The organism is Streptomyces tubbatahanensis, from assembly GCF_022699385.1.
Lineage (GTDB): Bacteria > Actinomycetota > Actinomycetes > Streptomycetales > Streptomycetaceae > Streptomyces > Streptomyces diacarni.
In genome coordinates, this window is the sequence record NZ_CP093846.1 from 6,166,264 (window position 1) to 6,181,788 (window position 15,525).

General features: G+C 72.8%; 12 protein-coding genes. 8 read left to right on the forward strand and 4 right to left on the reverse strand.

Features of this window, described 5'->3' with window-relative positions:
• Positions 1–24 precede the first annotated feature (24 nt).
• Complete coding sequence (locus MMF93_RS26565) at positions 25–711, forward strand: response regulator transcription factor (RefSeq protein ID WP_242755422.1); 687 nt, start codon at positions 25–27, stop codon at positions 709–711.
• Between the two features lie 95 nt (positions 712–806).
• On the opposite strand, the gene MMF93_RS26570 is transcribed toward MMF93_RS26565, so the two are convergent.
• Positions 807–2,534 (reverse strand): PucR family transcriptional regulator, encoded by a 1,728-nt coding sequence (locus MMF93_RS26570; RefSeq protein WP_242755423.1) that lies wholly within the window; start codon positions 2,532–2,534, stop codon positions 807–809.
• 280 nt (positions 2,535–2,814) lie between these two features.
• Here MMF93_RS26570 and MMF93_RS26575 point away from each other — a divergent pair, with 280 nt between their 5' ends.
• The 5 genes from MMF93_RS26575 to MMF93_RS26595 all read left to right on the forward strand — a co-directional run bounded on the left by MMF93_RS26575 (position 2,815) and on the right by MMF93_RS26595 (position 9,670).
• On the forward strand, positions 2,815–3,720 hold the full coding sequence (locus tag MMF93_RS26575; RefSeq protein WP_242755424.1) for an FAD binding domain-containing protein: 906 nt from the start codon (positions 2,815–2,817) through the stop codon (positions 3,718–3,720).
• Positions 3,711–4,226 carry a (2Fe-2S)-binding protein gene (locus MMF93_RS26580; RefSeq protein ID WP_242755425.1) on the forward strand — a complete coding sequence of 172 codons (516 nt, stop codon included), beginning with the start codon at positions 3,711–3,713 and terminating at the stop codon, positions 4,224–4,226. The genes MMF93_RS26575 and MMF93_RS26580 overlap by 10 nt, the downstream gene beginning before the upstream one ends.
• Complete coding sequence (gene pucD, locus MMF93_RS26585) at positions 4,227–6,620, forward strand: xanthine dehydrogenase subunit D (protein WP_242755427.1); 2,394 nt, start codon at positions 4,227–4,229, stop codon at positions 6,618–6,620.
• A 296-nt stretch (positions 6,621–6,916) separates the two neighbouring features.
• Positions 6,917–8,398 (forward strand): NCS2 family permease, encoded by a 1,482-nt coding sequence (locus MMF93_RS26590; protein ID WP_242755429.1) that lies wholly within the window; start codon positions 6,917–6,919, stop codon positions 8,396–8,398.
• 108 nt (positions 8,399–8,506) lie between these two features.
• Positions 8,507–9,670: an XdhC family protein gene (locus MMF93_RS26595; protein ID WP_242755431.1), complete on the forward strand. Its 1,164-nt coding sequence runs from the start codon at positions 8,507–8,509 to the stop codon at positions 9,668–9,670.
• 60 nt (positions 9,671–9,730) lie between these two features.
• On the opposite strand, the gene MMF93_RS26600 is transcribed toward MMF93_RS26595, so the two are convergent.
• Positions 9,731–10,744: an endonuclease/exonuclease/phosphatase family protein gene (locus tag MMF93_RS26600; RefSeq protein WP_242755433.1), complete on the reverse strand. Its 1,014-nt coding sequence runs from the start codon at positions 10,742–10,744 to the stop codon at positions 9,731–9,733.
• Between the two features lie 124 nt (positions 10,745–10,868).
• Between MMF93_RS26600 and MMF93_RS26605 the strand changes: the two genes are divergently transcribed.
• Positions 10,869–12,554 (forward strand): AMP-binding protein, encoded by a 1,686-nt coding sequence (locus tag MMF93_RS26605; RefSeq protein ID WP_242755434.1) that lies wholly within the window; start codon positions 10,869–10,871, stop codon positions 12,552–12,554.
• Between the two features lie 53 nt (positions 12,555–12,607).
• On the opposite strand, the gene MMF93_RS26610 is transcribed toward MMF93_RS26605, so the two are convergent.
• Positions 12,608–13,351: a hypothetical protein gene (locus MMF93_RS26610; protein ID WP_242755436.1), complete on the reverse strand. Its 744-nt coding sequence runs from the start codon at positions 13,349–13,351 to the stop codon at positions 12,608–12,610.
• A gap of 289 nt (positions 13,352–13,640) precedes the next feature.
• Entirely contained in the window at positions 13,641–15,113 is a 1,473-nt protein-coding gene (locus tag MMF93_RS26615) for a catalase (RefSeq protein ID WP_242755438.1), read from the reverse strand.
• A 256-nt stretch (positions 15,114–15,369) separates the two neighbouring features.
• Between MMF93_RS26615 and MMF93_RS26620 the strand changes: the two genes are divergently transcribed.
• Positions 15,370–15,525, forward strand: a complete 156-nt coding sequence (locus MMF93_RS26620) for a hypothetical protein (protein WP_181856542.1) — start codon at positions 15,370–15,372, stop codon at positions 15,523–15,525.

The window sequence follows — 15,525 nt, forward strand, 5'->3', positions numbered from 1 at the left end:
CGGGACGAGAGGCGGAGGGGACGCATGCGGCTGGTGCTGGCCGAGGACTCGGTACTGCTGCGCGAGGGGCTGACGCAGATCCTCACGCGGTTCGGACACGAGGTCTGCGCGGGTGTCGGCGACGCGCCCGCGCTCCTCGACGCCGTCCACGCACACGACCCCGACGCCGTGGTCACCGACGTGCGGATGCCCCCGGGGCTGCGGGACGAGGGGCTGCGCGCCGCCCTCGCCCTGCGCGCCGAGCGGCCCGCGCTGCCGGTGCTCGTCCTTTCGCAGTACGTCGAGAACTCCTACGCGGCCGAACTGCTGGCGACGGGCGACGGGGTGGGGTACCTGCTCAAGGACCGGGTCGGGGAGGTCACCGAGTTCGTCGAGGCGCTGGAGCGCGTGGTGGCGGGCGGTACGGCCATCGACGCCGAGGTCGTCAGACGGCTGCTGGCCCCCGACCGCCGACCCGCTGCGCTGCGCCGGTTGACGGCGCGCGAACACGAGGTGCTGGCCGCCATGGCGGAGGGGCGTTCCAACGGGGCCATCGCCCGCGCGCTGGTCGTCAGCGAGGCCGCCGTGGTCAAGCACGTGGGGTCCATCCTCACCAAGCTCGACCTCCCGCCCGCCCCCGACGACCACCGCCGCGTCCTCGCCGTTCTCGCCTACCTGCGGCACCCGGAACGCGGCCGGGGCGCGGCGCCCCCCACCGCCCCCCGCATCTGAGGGGAGCACAACAGGGCCGGCCGCCCTCAGCTCATCCGCAGCGCCAGGCTGTGCTTGCCCGGGGGCGACCCCCGGACCCCCGGCCGGAACCGCCCTCAGCTCATCCGCAGCGCCAAGAAGAAGTCGAGTTTGTCCTCCAGGCGGGACAGGTCGCGGCCGGTGAGTTGCTCGATGCGGCTGACGCGGTAGCGCAGTGTGTTGACGTGCAGGTGGAGGCGGGAGGCGCAGCGGGTCCACGAGCCGTCGGAGGAGAGGAAGGCCTCCAGGGTGGGCACCAGTTCGGCGCGGTGCTTGCGGTCGTACTCGCGCAGCGGGTCCAGCAGCCGGGCGGTGAAGGCGCGGCGCACGTCGTCGGGGACGAACGGCAGCAGCAGCACGTGCGAGGCCAGCTCCTCGTGCCCCGCCGCGCGTACCGCGCCGGGGCGGGCCGCGGCGACCCGGCGGGCGTGCCTGGCCTCCTCCAGCGCCCCCCGCAGGCCCTCGGCGGAGTGCACGGCCGCGCTCACCCCCAGGGTGAGCCGCCCGTCGTCGGCGAGGGCCTGCCCCAGCGGTTCGCCGACCGCGGCCAGCAGGGAGTCCGCCTGGAGCCCGGCACCGTCGGGCGCGCCGGTGAGCCCGGTGGTGCGGGCGGGCTCCCCCCGGGTGCCTCCGCGGCCCGCTTCGGCCTCCTCCTGCGGGCTCTCGCCCGGCAGCGGCACCAGCGCCACCGCCTCGCCGTCGACGTGGGCGACGGCGACGCGGTCCGAGCCGTCGGGGCCGACCGCGCGCGGGTCGATCAGCAGCTCCTCCAGCAGGGTCTGGGCGACGGCGCCGCCGTCCAGCGCGCGGGCCGGGTCGGGCTCGTCCCAGTCGACGCGGGCCACGATCACCTGCCAGTGCGGTGACGCGCCCTGTCCTGGCAGCAGGACGGGGGCCGCGACGCGCAGCCTGGCGGCGATCTCCGAGGGCGGGGCGCCGGTCTGCACCAGTTCGAGGACTTCCTGGGCCAGCCTGCGCCGCACCGTGCGGGAGGCGTCGCGCCGGTCGCGTTCGACGGCGATCAGCTGGGTGACGCCGTGCAGCAGGTCGAGGCGTTCGGCCGGCCAGTCGCCGGTGTCGGCGGCGACGGCCAGCAGCCAGTCGGACAGGACGGTGCGGCGCGGGTCGCCCGCCCCGCGGTGGACGGGGAAGAGGGAGTAGGCCGTGGACTCGTCGGTGGTGCGGTGCGGACTGCGCCGTCCGGCCCGTACGGCCGCCATGTGGGCGCCCGCCAGCCGGGTGGCGGTCTCCTGCGGCAGCCCCGGGCCCTCCGTGGGGCGGGCGATCTGGCGTCCTGTGGGGGAGAGCACCCAGGCGGCCAGGTCCAGGTCGGAGCCGAGCAGGTCCAAGACGACGTCGGGGCCGCCGCCCGCCGGGCCCGAGGACATCAGCCGCCGGTGCCGTTCCACGACGGCGGCCAGGTCTCCGGCGCGCTCGGTGGAGACCTGGCGCACCACGTGTTCGGTGATGGTGGCGAAGGCGACGGACTCGGTGACGGAGAACAGGGGCAGCCGGTGCCGGGCGCAGGCGGCGACCATGTCCTCGGGGACGCGGCCGAGCTCGGCCTCGCCCGCCGCCAGCCCGGCGACGCCCGCGCTCGCGAGGATCTGTACGAACGGTTCGGAGTCCTCGGGCGCGTGCCGCCAGGCCAGCCCCGTGAGCACCAGTTCGCCGCCGGACAGGTAGCGGCTCGGGTCGCGCAGGTCGGTGGTCATCACGCCGCGCACCGTGCGGTCCAGCTCGTCCTCGCCGCCCAGGAGCCTGAGGCCCAGCGAGTCGTTCTCCAGGAGGGCGCGCAGCCGCATCGTCTCGTCGCCTGCCGTTCGTGTGTCGGGTGGTGGTGGTGTGCGGGGGAGGCCGGGAGGAAACCGTGAGGTTACCGGTGCCCGGCTTTCGTCTGAATCTACAAGACCCGGTGGCCGACCAGCCAAACACTTCATGGTTTCGGTGGCTGCACCAGGGCGGGCACCAGTCTGTGTACTGACCGCGTCCCCGCCACGCTTCCCGGATCCGCCCCGCACCGAAGACCGCACCGAAGATCGCACCGAAGATCGCACCCCCACCCGAGCACCGAGAAGAGACACCATGGAGTTCCTGCGCCCGGCCACCTGGGAGGAGGCGCTCGCCGCGAAGGCGGAGCACCCCTCAGCCGTGCCCATCGCGGGCGGCACCGACGTCATGGTCGAGATCAACTTCGATCACCGCCGCCCCACCCACCTCATGGATCTGGGCCGGATCCGTGAGCTGCGGGAGTGGGAGATCGGTGACGGCACCGTCCGACTCGGCTCCTCCGTGCCCTACTCGACGATCATCGACCAGCTCGCCACCGAACTGCCGGGCCTCGCACTGGCCTCGCACACCGTCGGCTCGCCCCAGATCCGCAACCGGGGCAGCGTCGGCGGGAACCTCGGCGCCGCCTCCCCCGCAGGGGACTCGCACCCCGCGCTGCTCGCAGCGGGCGCCGAGGTCGAGGCGGAGTCGGTGCGGGGTACCCGGTTCCTCCCCGTCGAGGACTTCTACACCGGCGTCAAGCGCAACGCGCTCGCCGAGGACGAGCTCATCAAGAGCGTGCACATCAAGAAGGCCGAGGGGCCGCAGCAGTTCTCGAAGGTCGGCACCCGCAACGCCATGGTCATCGCCGTGTGCGCCTTCTCCCTCGCGCTGCACCCCGGAAGCCGCACGGTCCGCGCCGGCATCGGTTCGGCCGCCCCCACTCCGCTGCGGGCCAGGGCCGCCGAGGACTTCCTCGGCGCGGCGCTGGCCGACGGCGGCTTCTGGGACAGCGGAAGGGCCCTCCCGCCGTCGCTCGCCCGCGAGTTCGCCGAACTGTGCTCGGGCGCCTGCAACCCGATCGACGACGTGCGCGGCAGCGCCGCCTACCGCCGCCGCGCCGTCGGCGTCATGGCCCGCCGCACGCTGGGCTGGACGTGGGAGAGCTACCGCTCGACCGGCAACGGCCGCACCACCGAAGGAGGCGCCCAGTGCGCGTGACATTCACCGTCAACGGACGCCGGCACGAGGCCGACGACGTGTGGGAGGGCGAGTCCCTGCTGTACGTCCTGCGCGAGCGGATGGGCCTGCCCGGCTCGAAGAACGCCTGCGAGCAGGGCGAGTGCGGCTCGTGCACCGTCCGGCTGGACGGCGAGCCCGTCTGTGCCTGCCTGGTCGCCGCGGGTCAGGCCGAGGGGCGCGAGGTCGTCACGGTGGAGGGCCTGGCCGCGTACGCGAAGGAGCGCGCCGGCTCCGCGCGCACCGGCGATCTCGCCCCGGTGCAACAGGCGTTCCTCGACGCCGGAGCCGTCCAGTGCGGCTTCTGCACCCCCGGCCTGCTGGTGGCCGCCGACGAACTGATCGAGCGCAACCCCCAGCCCTCCGACGCCGACATCCGCGAGGCGCTCTCGGGCAACCTGTGCCGCTGCACCGGCTACGAGAAGATCATGGACGCCGTCCGCCTCGCCGCCGCCCGCACCGACGACGGCGCCCCGGAGGTGGTCTGAGTGGCCCCCGCGACCGGACCCACCGGGACCCCCACCAGGCTGGACCAGAGCGCCGGCACCCGGGCCGGGGTCGGTGACTCGCCGCTGCGGCCCGACGGCACCCTCAAGGTGACCGGCGACTTCGCCTACTCCTCGGACATGTGGCACGAGGACATGCTGTGGGGCTGCACCCTGCGCAGCCCGCACGCGCACGCCGAGATCCGCTCCATCGACACCGGCGAGGCGCTCCGGCAGCCCGGCGTGCACGCGGTCCTGACCTTCGACGACCTGCCCGCCGCCACGACCCACTACGGCCTGGAGATCCGGGACACCCCGGTACTCGCGCACGGCCGGGTCCGCCACCACGGGGAGCCCGTCGCACTGGTGGCGGCCGACCACCCGGAGACGGCGCGCCGCGCCGCGGCGAAGATCAGGGTGGAGTACGAGGAGCTGCCCGTCGTCCACGACGAGGCGAGCGCGCTCGGCGAGGGCGCGCAACTGCTCCACCCGGACCGCGACGATGACCACGCGCCGCACGTACCGCACCCGAACATCGTGCACCGCCAGCCCATCGTCCGCGGTGACGCGGAAGCGGCCGCCGGGCGCGCCGACGTGATCGTCACGGGCGAGTACGAGGTCGGCATGCAGGACCAGGCCTTCCTCGGCCCGGAGTCCGGCCTGGCCGTGCCCGCGGAGGACGGCGGTGTGGACCTCTACATCGCCACCCAGTGGCTGCACTCGGACCTGCGCCAGATCGCCCCCGTCCTCGGGCTGCCCGAGGAGAAGGTGCGCATGACGCTCTCCGGCGTGGGCGGCGCCTTCGGCGGCCGCGAGGACCTGTCCATGCAGATCCACGCGTGCCTGCTGGCGCTGCGCACCGGCAAGCCCGTCAAGATCGTCTACAACCGGTTCGAGTCGTTCTTCGGCCACGTCCACCGGCACCCCGCCACCCTGTGGTACGAGCACGGAGCCACCCGCGACGGCAAGCTCACGCACATGAGGTGCCGCATCGTGCTGGACGGCGGCGCCTACGCCTCCGCCTCACCCGCGGTCGTCGGCAACGCCTCCTCGCACGCGGCGGGCCCCTACGTCGTCGACGATGTGGACATCGAGGCCCTCGCGCTCTACACCAACAACCCGCCGTGCGGCGCGATGCGCGGCTTCGGCGCGGTCCAGGCGTGCTTCGCGTACGAGGCGCAGATGGACAAGCTCGCCGCCGCGCTGGACATGGACCCGGTCGACTTCCGGCAGCGGAACGCCATGTCGCGGGGGTCGCTGATGCCCACGGGTCAGCCCGTGGACTCACCCGCGCCGGTGGCCGAACTGCTCCGCAGGGTCAAGGCCATGCCGCTGCCGATGGAGGCGCAGTGGGAGAGCGTCGGCGGCGAGGCCGACGTACGGGCGCTGCCCGGCGGGCTGTCCAACACCACCCATGGCGAGGGCGTCGTGCGGGGCGTCGGTTACGCGGTCGGCATCAAGAACGTCTGCTTCTCCGAGGGCTTCGACGACTACTCCACGGCCCGGGTCCGTCTCGAGGTGGTCGGCGGTGAGCCGGTCGCCCTGGTGCACACGGCGATGGCCGAGGTCGGCCAGGGCGGCATCACCGTCCACACCCAGATCGCCCGCACCGAACTGGGCGTCACCCAGGTGACCCTCCACCCCGCCGACACCCAGGTCGGCTCCGCGGGCTCCACCTCGGCTTCCCGGCAGACGTACATGACCGGCGGCGCCGTCAAGCACGTGTGCGAGCTGGTGCGCGAGAAGGTGCTCCGGCGTGGCCGCGAGCTCTTCGGCACCCACCATCCGGCGTGGGCGACGGCCGAACTGCTGCTGGAGGGCGGCAAGGTCGTCACCGACGGCGGTGAGGTGCTCGCCTCCCTCGTGGACGTGCTCGGCGAGGAGGCCGTCGAGGCCGAGGACGAGTGGCGGCACCGCGCGACCGTGCCCTTCGACCTGGAGACGGGGCAGGGTTTCGGCCACGTCCAGTACTCCTTCGCCGCGCACCGCGCCGTGGTGGAGGTCGACACCGAGCTCGGGCTCGTCAAGGTCGTCGAGCTGGCCTGCGCGCAGGACGTCGGCAAGGCCATGAACCCCCAGGCAGTGGAGGGCCAGATCCATGGCGGCACCACGCAGGGGCTCGGTCTTGCCGTGATGGAGGAGATCGTGGTCGACCCCGCGGCCAAGGTCCGCAACCCCTCTTTCACGGACTACCTGATCCCCACGATTCTGGACACGCCGACCATCCCGGTCGACGTGCTGGAGCTCGCCGACGAGCACGCCCCGTACGGGCTGCGGGGTGCGGGGGAGGCGCCGACGCTGTCGTCGACGCCTGCCGTGATGGCGGCCATCAGGGCCGCGACCGGGTGCGCGCTGCCGCGCGTGCCCGTACGACCGGAGCACATCGTCGAGGTGTGATCCTTCTCCCCAGCCCCGCCCCTTCCCGACACCGGGGGCTCTGCCCCGGGACCCCCGCTCCTCCGTCGCCGGAGGGGCTGCTCTTGAGCCCGCCCCAAGATGGAGGACGAGCGAAGCGCTCGGGGGAAGGGGGGCGAAGCGCCCTCCGAGAAACGGTGAATGTGGGGGTCCCCCCCGGACGGAGTCCGGGGGAGGGGTTGGGGCCAAAGCGCCGGCGCGGGCCGTCCCCCGGGTCGTGGCTTCCCAAATCCCCGGTGTCTGCCGGGGTGCCCCTGTGAACCTTGGGAGTCAGCACAATGACCCAGTCCAAAGTAGGGCCGACGACGTCGCCGGAGGACGCGGGCCCCGGCTCGCGCATCCCCGCGGGACGCTCGTGGCTCGACCGGTACTTCCACATCTCCGCGAGAGGGTCGAGTTACGGCCAGGAGGTGCGCGGCGGTATCACCACCTTCATGGCGATGGCGTACATCGTCCTGCTCAACCCCGTCATCCTCTCCGTGCCCGACGCCACGGGGCACAGGCTGGACGGCGGCGAGGTCACCACGGCGACCGCGCTGGCGGCCGCGGTGACCACCCTCGTGATGGGCTTCGTCGGCAACGTGCCGCTGGCGATGGCGGCGGGCCTCAGCGTCTCCGCGGTCATGTCCACGCAGGTGGCCCCCGAGATGACGTGGGGCAACGCGTGGGCGATGTGCGTCATCTACGGTGCCGTGATCATCCTCCTGGTGGTCACCGGGCTCCGTGAGCTCATCATGAACGCGATACCCATGGCACTGAAGCACGCCATCACCATGGGCATCGGGCTGTTCGTCTGTCTGCTCGGTCTGGTACAGGCCGGGTTCGTCACCTCCACGGGCGGCCCCGGGGGCCTGCCCGGCGTCAAGCCGATCCAGCTGGGCACCGCCGAGGTGCTCACCGGCTGGCCGGTGCTGTGCTTCTCCGTCACCGTGCTGCTGATCTTCGCGCTCCAGGTGCGCAAGGTGCCCGGCGCGATCCTGATCGGCATCGTCGGAGGCACCGTCATCGCGGGGGTCATCCACCAGCTCGCCGGGCTCACCAAGAAGGACTGGGGCGGCCACAACGCCCCCGAGTTCCCGGGGTCGCTGGTCAGCTCGCCCGACTTCGGGCTCTTCGGTTCCGTCTCGTTCGACGGCCTCGGCGACGTCGGCGCCATCTCCATCGGCGTCATCGTCTTCACCCTCGTCCTGGCGGGCTTCTTCGACGCCATCGGCACCATCATCGGCATCGGCCAGCAGGCCGGGCTCGCCGACAAGGAGGGCCGCATGCCGGGGCTGGCCAAGGCGCTGACCATCGACGGTGCGGGCGGCGTCATGGGCGGTCTGGCCGGTGCCTCGGGGCAGACCGTCTTCGTGGAGTCCACCGCCGGTGTCGGCGACGGTGCGCGCACCGGCTTCGCCAGCGTGATCAGCGGCCTCGGCTTCGCCCTCTGCCTGTTCTTCACGCCCCTCGCGCAGATGATCCCTCCGCAGGTGGCGGCGGCCGCGCTGGTCGTCATCGGATCGATGATGATCACCAACGCCATGCACATCGACTGGTCGGACCCGGCCACCTCGATCCCGGTCTTCCTGACGACCGTTCTGATGCCTTTCGCGTACTCGATCACCACCGGCATCGGCGCGGGCGTCATCTCCTATGTTCTGATCAAGGCAGTACAGGGAAAGTTCCGCGAGCCCGGATGGTTGATGTGGGTGCTGGGATTCGTCTTCCTGGCCTATTTCGCGCTCAACCCGATCGAGCAGTGGCTGGGGGCGAAATAGCCGCCCGGCCGCCGGCCTGACGTCTGGCGGGAGCGGGTGCGGTCTCCCTGGCCGTTCCCGCTCCCGTTCAGGCTGTTTCGACCTGCGCCAACGCCGAGGAGTAGGCACATGCTGGACATCGCCGCACAGCTGGACCGCTGGTGCGAGGAAGGACGCGACTTCGCCGTCGCCACCGTCGTCGGCGTCAGCAACAGCGCCCCGCGACAGGTCGGCGCGGCACTGGCCGTCGACGCGGGCGGCGAGGCCGTCGGCAGCGTCAGCGGCGGCTGCGTCGAAGGCGCCGTCTACGAGCTGTGCCAGGAGGCACTGGCCTCCGGCGCCAGCATCCGCCAGACCTTCGGCTACAGCGACGAGGACGCCTTCGCCGTCGGCCTCACCTGCGGCGGCATCATCGACATCCTGGTCACCCCGGCGCGCGCCGGAACGCGGGCGCGCGAGGTGTTCACCGCGGCCGTCGCCGAGGCCGCCGAGCGCCGCACCGCCGCGCTCGTCCGCCTCGTGGAAGGCCCCGACGAGCTGCTGGGCGGCGCGCTGTGGCTGGACGCCGAAGGGGAGCCCCACGGCGCCCTGGGCGGCGCGCCCGAGCTGGACGCCACGGCGGTGGCCGAGGGGCGCGCCCTGCTGGACGCCGGCCGCACCGCGACCGTCACCGTCGGCGCCGACGGCAGCAGGTGCGGGCAGCCGGTGACCCTGCTCGTCGAGTCGAGCGTCCCCGCGCCCCGCATGCTGGTGTTCGGCGCCATCGACTTCGCGGCCGCGCTGGTGCGGATCGGCACGTTCCTCGGCTACCGCGTCACCGTGTGCGACGCGCGCCCCGTCTTCGCCACCGCCCGCCGCTTCCCCGACGCCGACGAGGTCGTCGTCGACTGGCCGCACCGCTACCTCGACACCCAGGAGCTGGACGGCCGCACCGTCGTCTGCGTGCTCACCCACGACGCCAAGTTCGACGTGCCGCTGCTGGAGCGCGCGCTGCGGCTCCCGGTGGCCTACGTCGGTGCCATGGGCTCGCGCCGCGCCCACCTGGACCGTCTTGAGCGGCTGCGTGAGGCCGGGCTGACCGACGCCGAACTCGCCAGGCTGCGCTCGCCCATCGGCCTCGACCTCGGCGCCAGGACACCACAGGAGACGGCGCTCTCGATCGCCGCCGAGATCGTCGCCGTGCGCCACGGCGGCACCGGCGTGCCCCTCAACGGCGCCCACACCCCCATCCACCACGACCGGGGCCCGTCCCCCGCCTCGCTGACGGGCGGCACGGACCGGGCGGCGGGCTGAACGCGCCGACGGCGGACGGCGCGGCGGGCTGAACCGGCCGACGGCGGACGGCGGACGGAGCTAGAGCAGTTTCACGTTCACCAGCAGCGCCCGGTGGTCCGTGCCCCGCAGGTCCAGGAACGTGCCGTCCACCGGCACCATCTCCTCGCTGAGCAGCACGTGGTCGATCTGCGCGCCCAGCACCGGGGTGGTGCGGGCCGGCCACGTCGGCGTGCGCGAGTTACCGAGCAGGCGGGCCGCGTCGTGCATGCCGGTGTCCAGGACGGCACGGAAGCTCGCGTGGTCCTGCGAGGAGTTGAAGTCGCCCGCGATCAGCGTCGGCAACCTGCGGTCCGCGGCGTAGGCGCGCAGCGCGTCCAGCTCGGACCGCCACGTCGCCGTGTCGCCGGGCGTGGGCGGCATCGGGTGCGCCACCTGGAGGGCGACGCGCTCGCCGTGGACCTCGGCGACGGCGCCGGGCATCGACAGCCGGCCGCTCACCTGGCTCCGGTCGTGCAGCGGGTAGACGCTCAGCAGCGCCGAACCCCGCGCGCCGCCGTCCACGCCGGTGACGAGCCTGTGCGGGTACTCCTCGCGCAGCGCGGGAGTGTTCAGCGCCTTCGCGCACCCCGTGTCGCACTCCTGGACGGCCACCAGCTGCGGACGCTCCCTGCGCAGCGTCTCCACCAGATCCCGCGTCGCACCGCCGTACTCGAGATTGGCCGTCAGAACGCGGAACTGCGCCTTGCCGACCCGGCCCGCCGCCCCGTCCGGCGCCGGTGGCCCGTATGGACGCAGGAACCAGCCGGTGCCCGCCAGCACCACCAGCGCCCACACCAGCACCAGCCACCGCCGGGCCAGCGCGGCGCCCACCAGCGCCAGCCAGGCGGGCACCATGAACCACGGCAGGAACGCCAGCAGCTGCGGCACCGGGGTCGGCCCGGCCTCGTCCGCGGCACGAAAACCCAACGGCACGCTGAGGACGAGGAGCGTCAGCGCACACAGCGCCGCGACGAAGGGGTGCCGGCGCCGCCGCCCCGCGAGCGCACCGTCCGCCCCGTCCCGCTCTCTGTCCGTCCTCGCCCCCGTGTACACGTCCCCGATGATGCCGCACCTCCTGTCACGTTGGGGTAAGCCCCCGCCCGGGGGTGGTGCGCGCGCGGGTGTACCCCCACGATGGGCTCCCAGCACTTCCAGCCCCCGCTGACCAGGAGGGAACATGATCCCGTCCACGCCCACCGAGGCCTTCCGCGCCGCCCGCGACACGCTGCTGACGCACCGGACGGACTACGAGGCCGCGCGCGCCGCCTTCACCTGGCCACGGCCCGAGCACTTCAACTGGGCGCTGGACTGGTTCGACCACATCGCCGAGGGCAACGACCGGCTCGCCCTGCACATCGTGGAGGAGGACGCCACCGAGCGGCGCGTCACCTTCGCGCAGATGCGGGAGCGCTCGAACCGGGTCGCCAACTGGCTGCGCGGCCGCGGTGTCGTCCCCGGTGACCGCGTCATCGTCATGCTGGGCAACCAGGTCGAACTCTGGGAGACCCTGCTGGCGCTGATGAAGCTGCGCGCCGTCGTCATCCCCGCGACCCCGCAGCTGGGCCCGCGCGACCTCACCGACCGCGTCACGCGCGGGCAGGCCCGCCACGTCCTGGCCCGCGCCGCCGACACCGGCAAGTTCGCCGAGGTGGCCGGCGACTACACGCGCGTCGCCGTGGGCAGCGGCGGTACGCCCGAGGCCGGCTGGCTCGCCTACGAGGACGCGTACGAGGCCGACGGCGCCTTCGACCCGCAGGGCGTCACCCGCGCGGACGACACCCTGCTGCTGTACTTCACCTCGGGGACGACCGCCCTGCCCAAACTGGTGGAGCACACGCACGTCTCCTACCCGGTCGGACACCTGGCGACCATGTACTGGATCGGACTGCGCCCCGGCGACGTCCACCTCAACATCTCCTCGCCGGGCTGGGCCAAGCACGCCTGGTCCAACTTCTTCGCCCCCTGGAACGCCGAGGCGACCATCTTCATCCACAACTACACCCGCTTCGACGCGGGCCGCCTCATGGCCGAGATGGAACGCGGCGGTGTCACCAGCTTCTGCGCACCGCCCACCGTCTGGCGCATGCTCATCCAGGCCGATCTGGGCAAGCTCGCGGCCGTACCGCGCGAGGTCGTCGCCGCGGGCGAGCCGCTCAACCCCGAAGTCATCGAGCACGTGCGCCGCGTGTGGGGCGTGACCATCCGCGACGGCTTCGGTCAGACGGAGACGGCCGTCCAGGTCGCCAACACCCCGGGGCAGGTCCTCAAGACCGGCTCCATGGGGCGCCCCACTCCGGGCTTCGACGTCACCCTCCTCGACCCCGTCACCGGTGAGGCGGGCGCCCGCGAGGGCGAGATCTCCCTCGACCTCGCGGGCGCCCCGGTCGGCCTGATGCGCGGCTACCACGGCGACACCGAGCGCACCGAGCGTGCCATGGCGGACGGCTACTACCGCACCGGTGACATCGGCTCACGCGACGCGGACGGCTACCTCACCTACGTGGGCCGCTCCGACGACGTCTTCAAGGCGAGCGACTACAAGATCTCCCCGTTCGAGGTGGAGAGCGTCCTGCTGGAGCACGAGGCCGTCGCCGAGGCGGCCGTCGTGCCGTCGCCCGACCCGGTGCGGCTCGCGGTGCCGAAGGCGTACGTCGTGCTGGCGGACGGCTACACGCCCGACGCGCAGACCGCGCGCGTGCTGTTCGCGCACTGCCGCGAGCGGCTGGCACCGTACAAGCGGGTGCGTGTGGTGGAGTTCGCCGAGCTCCCCAAGACGATCTCCGGCAAGATCCGCCGGGTCGAGCTGCGCGCGCACGCGGCCGGGGAGACGGGCACCCCAGGGGTGGAGCACCGCGACGGCTGAGACGCTCCCCGCTCCCCCCGGGAAACGGTTGCCCGTGCGGGAGCGGGGCACCCTCATCTCGGGGTGCGCAGCAGGCGCTGGGCCGTCTCGTTGATGGCGCTCGGCGTTCCGGTGAGGTCGAGGACGAACAGGGGGAGTGCGAGCGCCTCGGCGCGGGCCCGCGCCTCGGGCGCGTACCCGGCGAGGGCGAAGCACACGGCCACGACGGAGTCGTTGAGCCCGGTCAGCCACAGGGTCTCCACCTCACGCACCCCGGTCGGCGTGGTGGAGGGATCGACGTGGGCGATGACCCTCGCGCCGCGCACGTCGACCCCGGAGGCCGGGGTCCGCTCGGCGACGCGCACCCCCTCGAACCCGAGCCACCGCAGGTACTGCGCGGCGGCGTTCTTGGCGTCGTGCGCCGTGCGGATGGTGACGGGCCTGAACGGCGGCCGCGCCACGGGCGCCCCGGGCGCGGCGGGCGGCGCCGCGGGGGGTGTGGCGGGCGGTGCGGCCGCGGGCGGCCTTGTGGTGGCGCCTTCGCGCGCCGAGGCGCCCGCGCGGGCGACCGGCACCCGCAGCGTGGTGCCGCAGCCGCAGCCCAACTCCGGCTGCGGCCACTCGTCGACGCGGCCGCACGCCGGGCACCGCACGGAGATCCAGGAGCCCGCCCAGGTGCGGTGGCGCACCTGGACGGCGGAGGCGGTGGCGAGCAGGGGCAGGGCGATCGGGGCGCCGCATCCGCAGGGGTAGACGGGAGCGGCGTAGTGGTGCTCGCGCCGGCACACGGGGCAGCGCACAAGCACACTTTCAGCCATCGTTCGGGCTCCAGCAGGTCGTCCGGCGCATCGCCGGTCACGGCACGATTCCCTCCATCGTGCCCCACTCGCGCCCTGATCGTCAGTGGTCGTTCCGCTCGTCGGGGTTTGCGCGGAGGGGGCCGCTGTCGGGCGGTGCCCGCCGTGCGGGAGGATGGCATGAGGATGCCCCCGCGCGGGACGGCCACCCCTCATCAACTGGACCGTCCCGCACGGGGGCGCGCACGGACCGACCTCCCAATCGGTCTCGTACGCCGCTCGTGGTGCGGCTGGCGCGGAGCGCGGGTGCTCAGCCCTCCTGCAGCTCGCGGACCGCCTCTTCGACGCGCTTGCCGTACTCCGGGTCGGCGGCGGCGAAGTGGGCGATGTTCTTCTCGACGACGTCCTCGCGCGAGACCTGCGCCAGCCCGCCGGCGATGTTGGCGATCAGGCGCTTCCTCTCCTCCTCGGACATCAGCCGGTAGAGCTCGCCGGCCTGGAAGAAGTCGTCGTCCTTGGTGTGCTGCGGCGCCTCGTGGGTGCCCCAGTGGCCGGTCACCTGCTGCGGCGCGGACAGCGGGGCGCCGGTCTCGACGGGGCCGCCGTAGGAGTTGGGCTCGTAGTTCTTGGCGTGGCGGTCGTAGGCGTTGGTGGCCATCAGGCCGTCGCGGCCGTAGTTGTTGGCGCCCGTCGCCACGGCCTTCGGCGCGTTGACCGCGAGCTGGGTGTGGTTGACACCGAGCCGGTAGCGGTGCGCGTCCGCGTAGGCGAACAGCCGGCCCTGGAGCATCTTGTCCGGCGAGGGGCCGATGCCGGGCACGAAGTTGTTGGGCGAGAACGCGGACTGCTCGACCTCGGCGAAGACGTTGTCCGGGTTGCGGTCCAGCACCAGGCGGCCCACGCGCTGGAGCGGGTAGTCCTTGTGCGGCCAGATCTTGGTCAGGTCGAACGGGTTGAAGCGGTAGTCGGCCGCCTCCGCCGCGGGCATGACCTGGACGTACAGCGTCCAGGACGGGTAGACGCCGCGCTCGATCGACTGGAGCAGGTCGGTCTGGTGGCTGTTGGGGTCGGAGCCGGACAGCTCTTCGCCCTGCTCGGCGGACAGGCAGCGGATGCCCTGGTTCGTCTTGAAGTGGTACTTGACGAAGAAGGCCTCGCCCTGCGCGTTGGTCCACTGGTAGGTGTGCGAGCCGTAGCCGTTCATGTGGCGGTAGGAGGCCGGGATGCCGCGGTCGCCCATCAACCAGGTGACCTGGTGGGTGGCCTCGGGCGAGTTGGCCCAGAAGTCCCAGACGTTGCCGGGCTCCTGCTTGCCGGTGAACGGGTCGCGCTTTTGCGAGTGGATGAAGTCGGGGAACTTCAGCGGGTCCTTGATGAAGAAGACCGGGGTGTTGTTGCCGACGAGGTCGTAGTTGCCCTCCTCGGTGTAGAACTTCAGGGCGAAGCCGCGCGGGTCGCGGGCCGCGTCGGGGCCGCCGAGGCTGTCGGCGACGGTGGAGAAGCGGGCGAACGTCTCGGTACGGCGGCCGACCTCACCGAGGAAGTGGGCGCTGGTGTAGGCGCTGACGTCGTCCGTCACCTCGAAGTAGCCGTACGCGCCGGAGCCGCGGGCGTGCACCACGCGCTCCGGGATCCGCTCCCGGTTGAACCGCGCCAGCTTCTCCAGCAGGTGCTGGTCCTGGAGGAGGAGCGGGCCACCGATGCCGGCGGAGGTGGAGTTCTGGTTGTCGGCGACGGGCGCACCCGCCTCGGTGGTCAGCGTGGGCTTCGACGACTTCGACATGGACGACCTTCCTGGGGCGTGTTTCGCGGAAAACAGTTTCCGCATCATGGAGCGTAGGGAGGCCCGCAGGGTGAGTCAACAGTTTGTTGAAATTTTGGCGCGGGGGGAACCCGCCCGACGGCGAGACGATCGGAAACCCGCCGCTTCCCGGGTCTTGTCCGCCCGTGCCCGCCGCTCATATCGTCCTCGGGTCGCGACGCACGCACCTGCTGACCGCACGTGCGACAGGGAACATGACGCTTTCACGGGAGAAACCATGGAAACGCTGTCAGAGTTCACGCCACGCGAGGCCGGGGCCCTCCCGGCGGAGCCGCAGACCTCCTTCGCCGACACCGACATGAGCACCGCGGCGGCGGACCGCTGCCCGATCAGCATGTGCGTCGACCACTGCGTCGGCACGCAGACCGGCTGA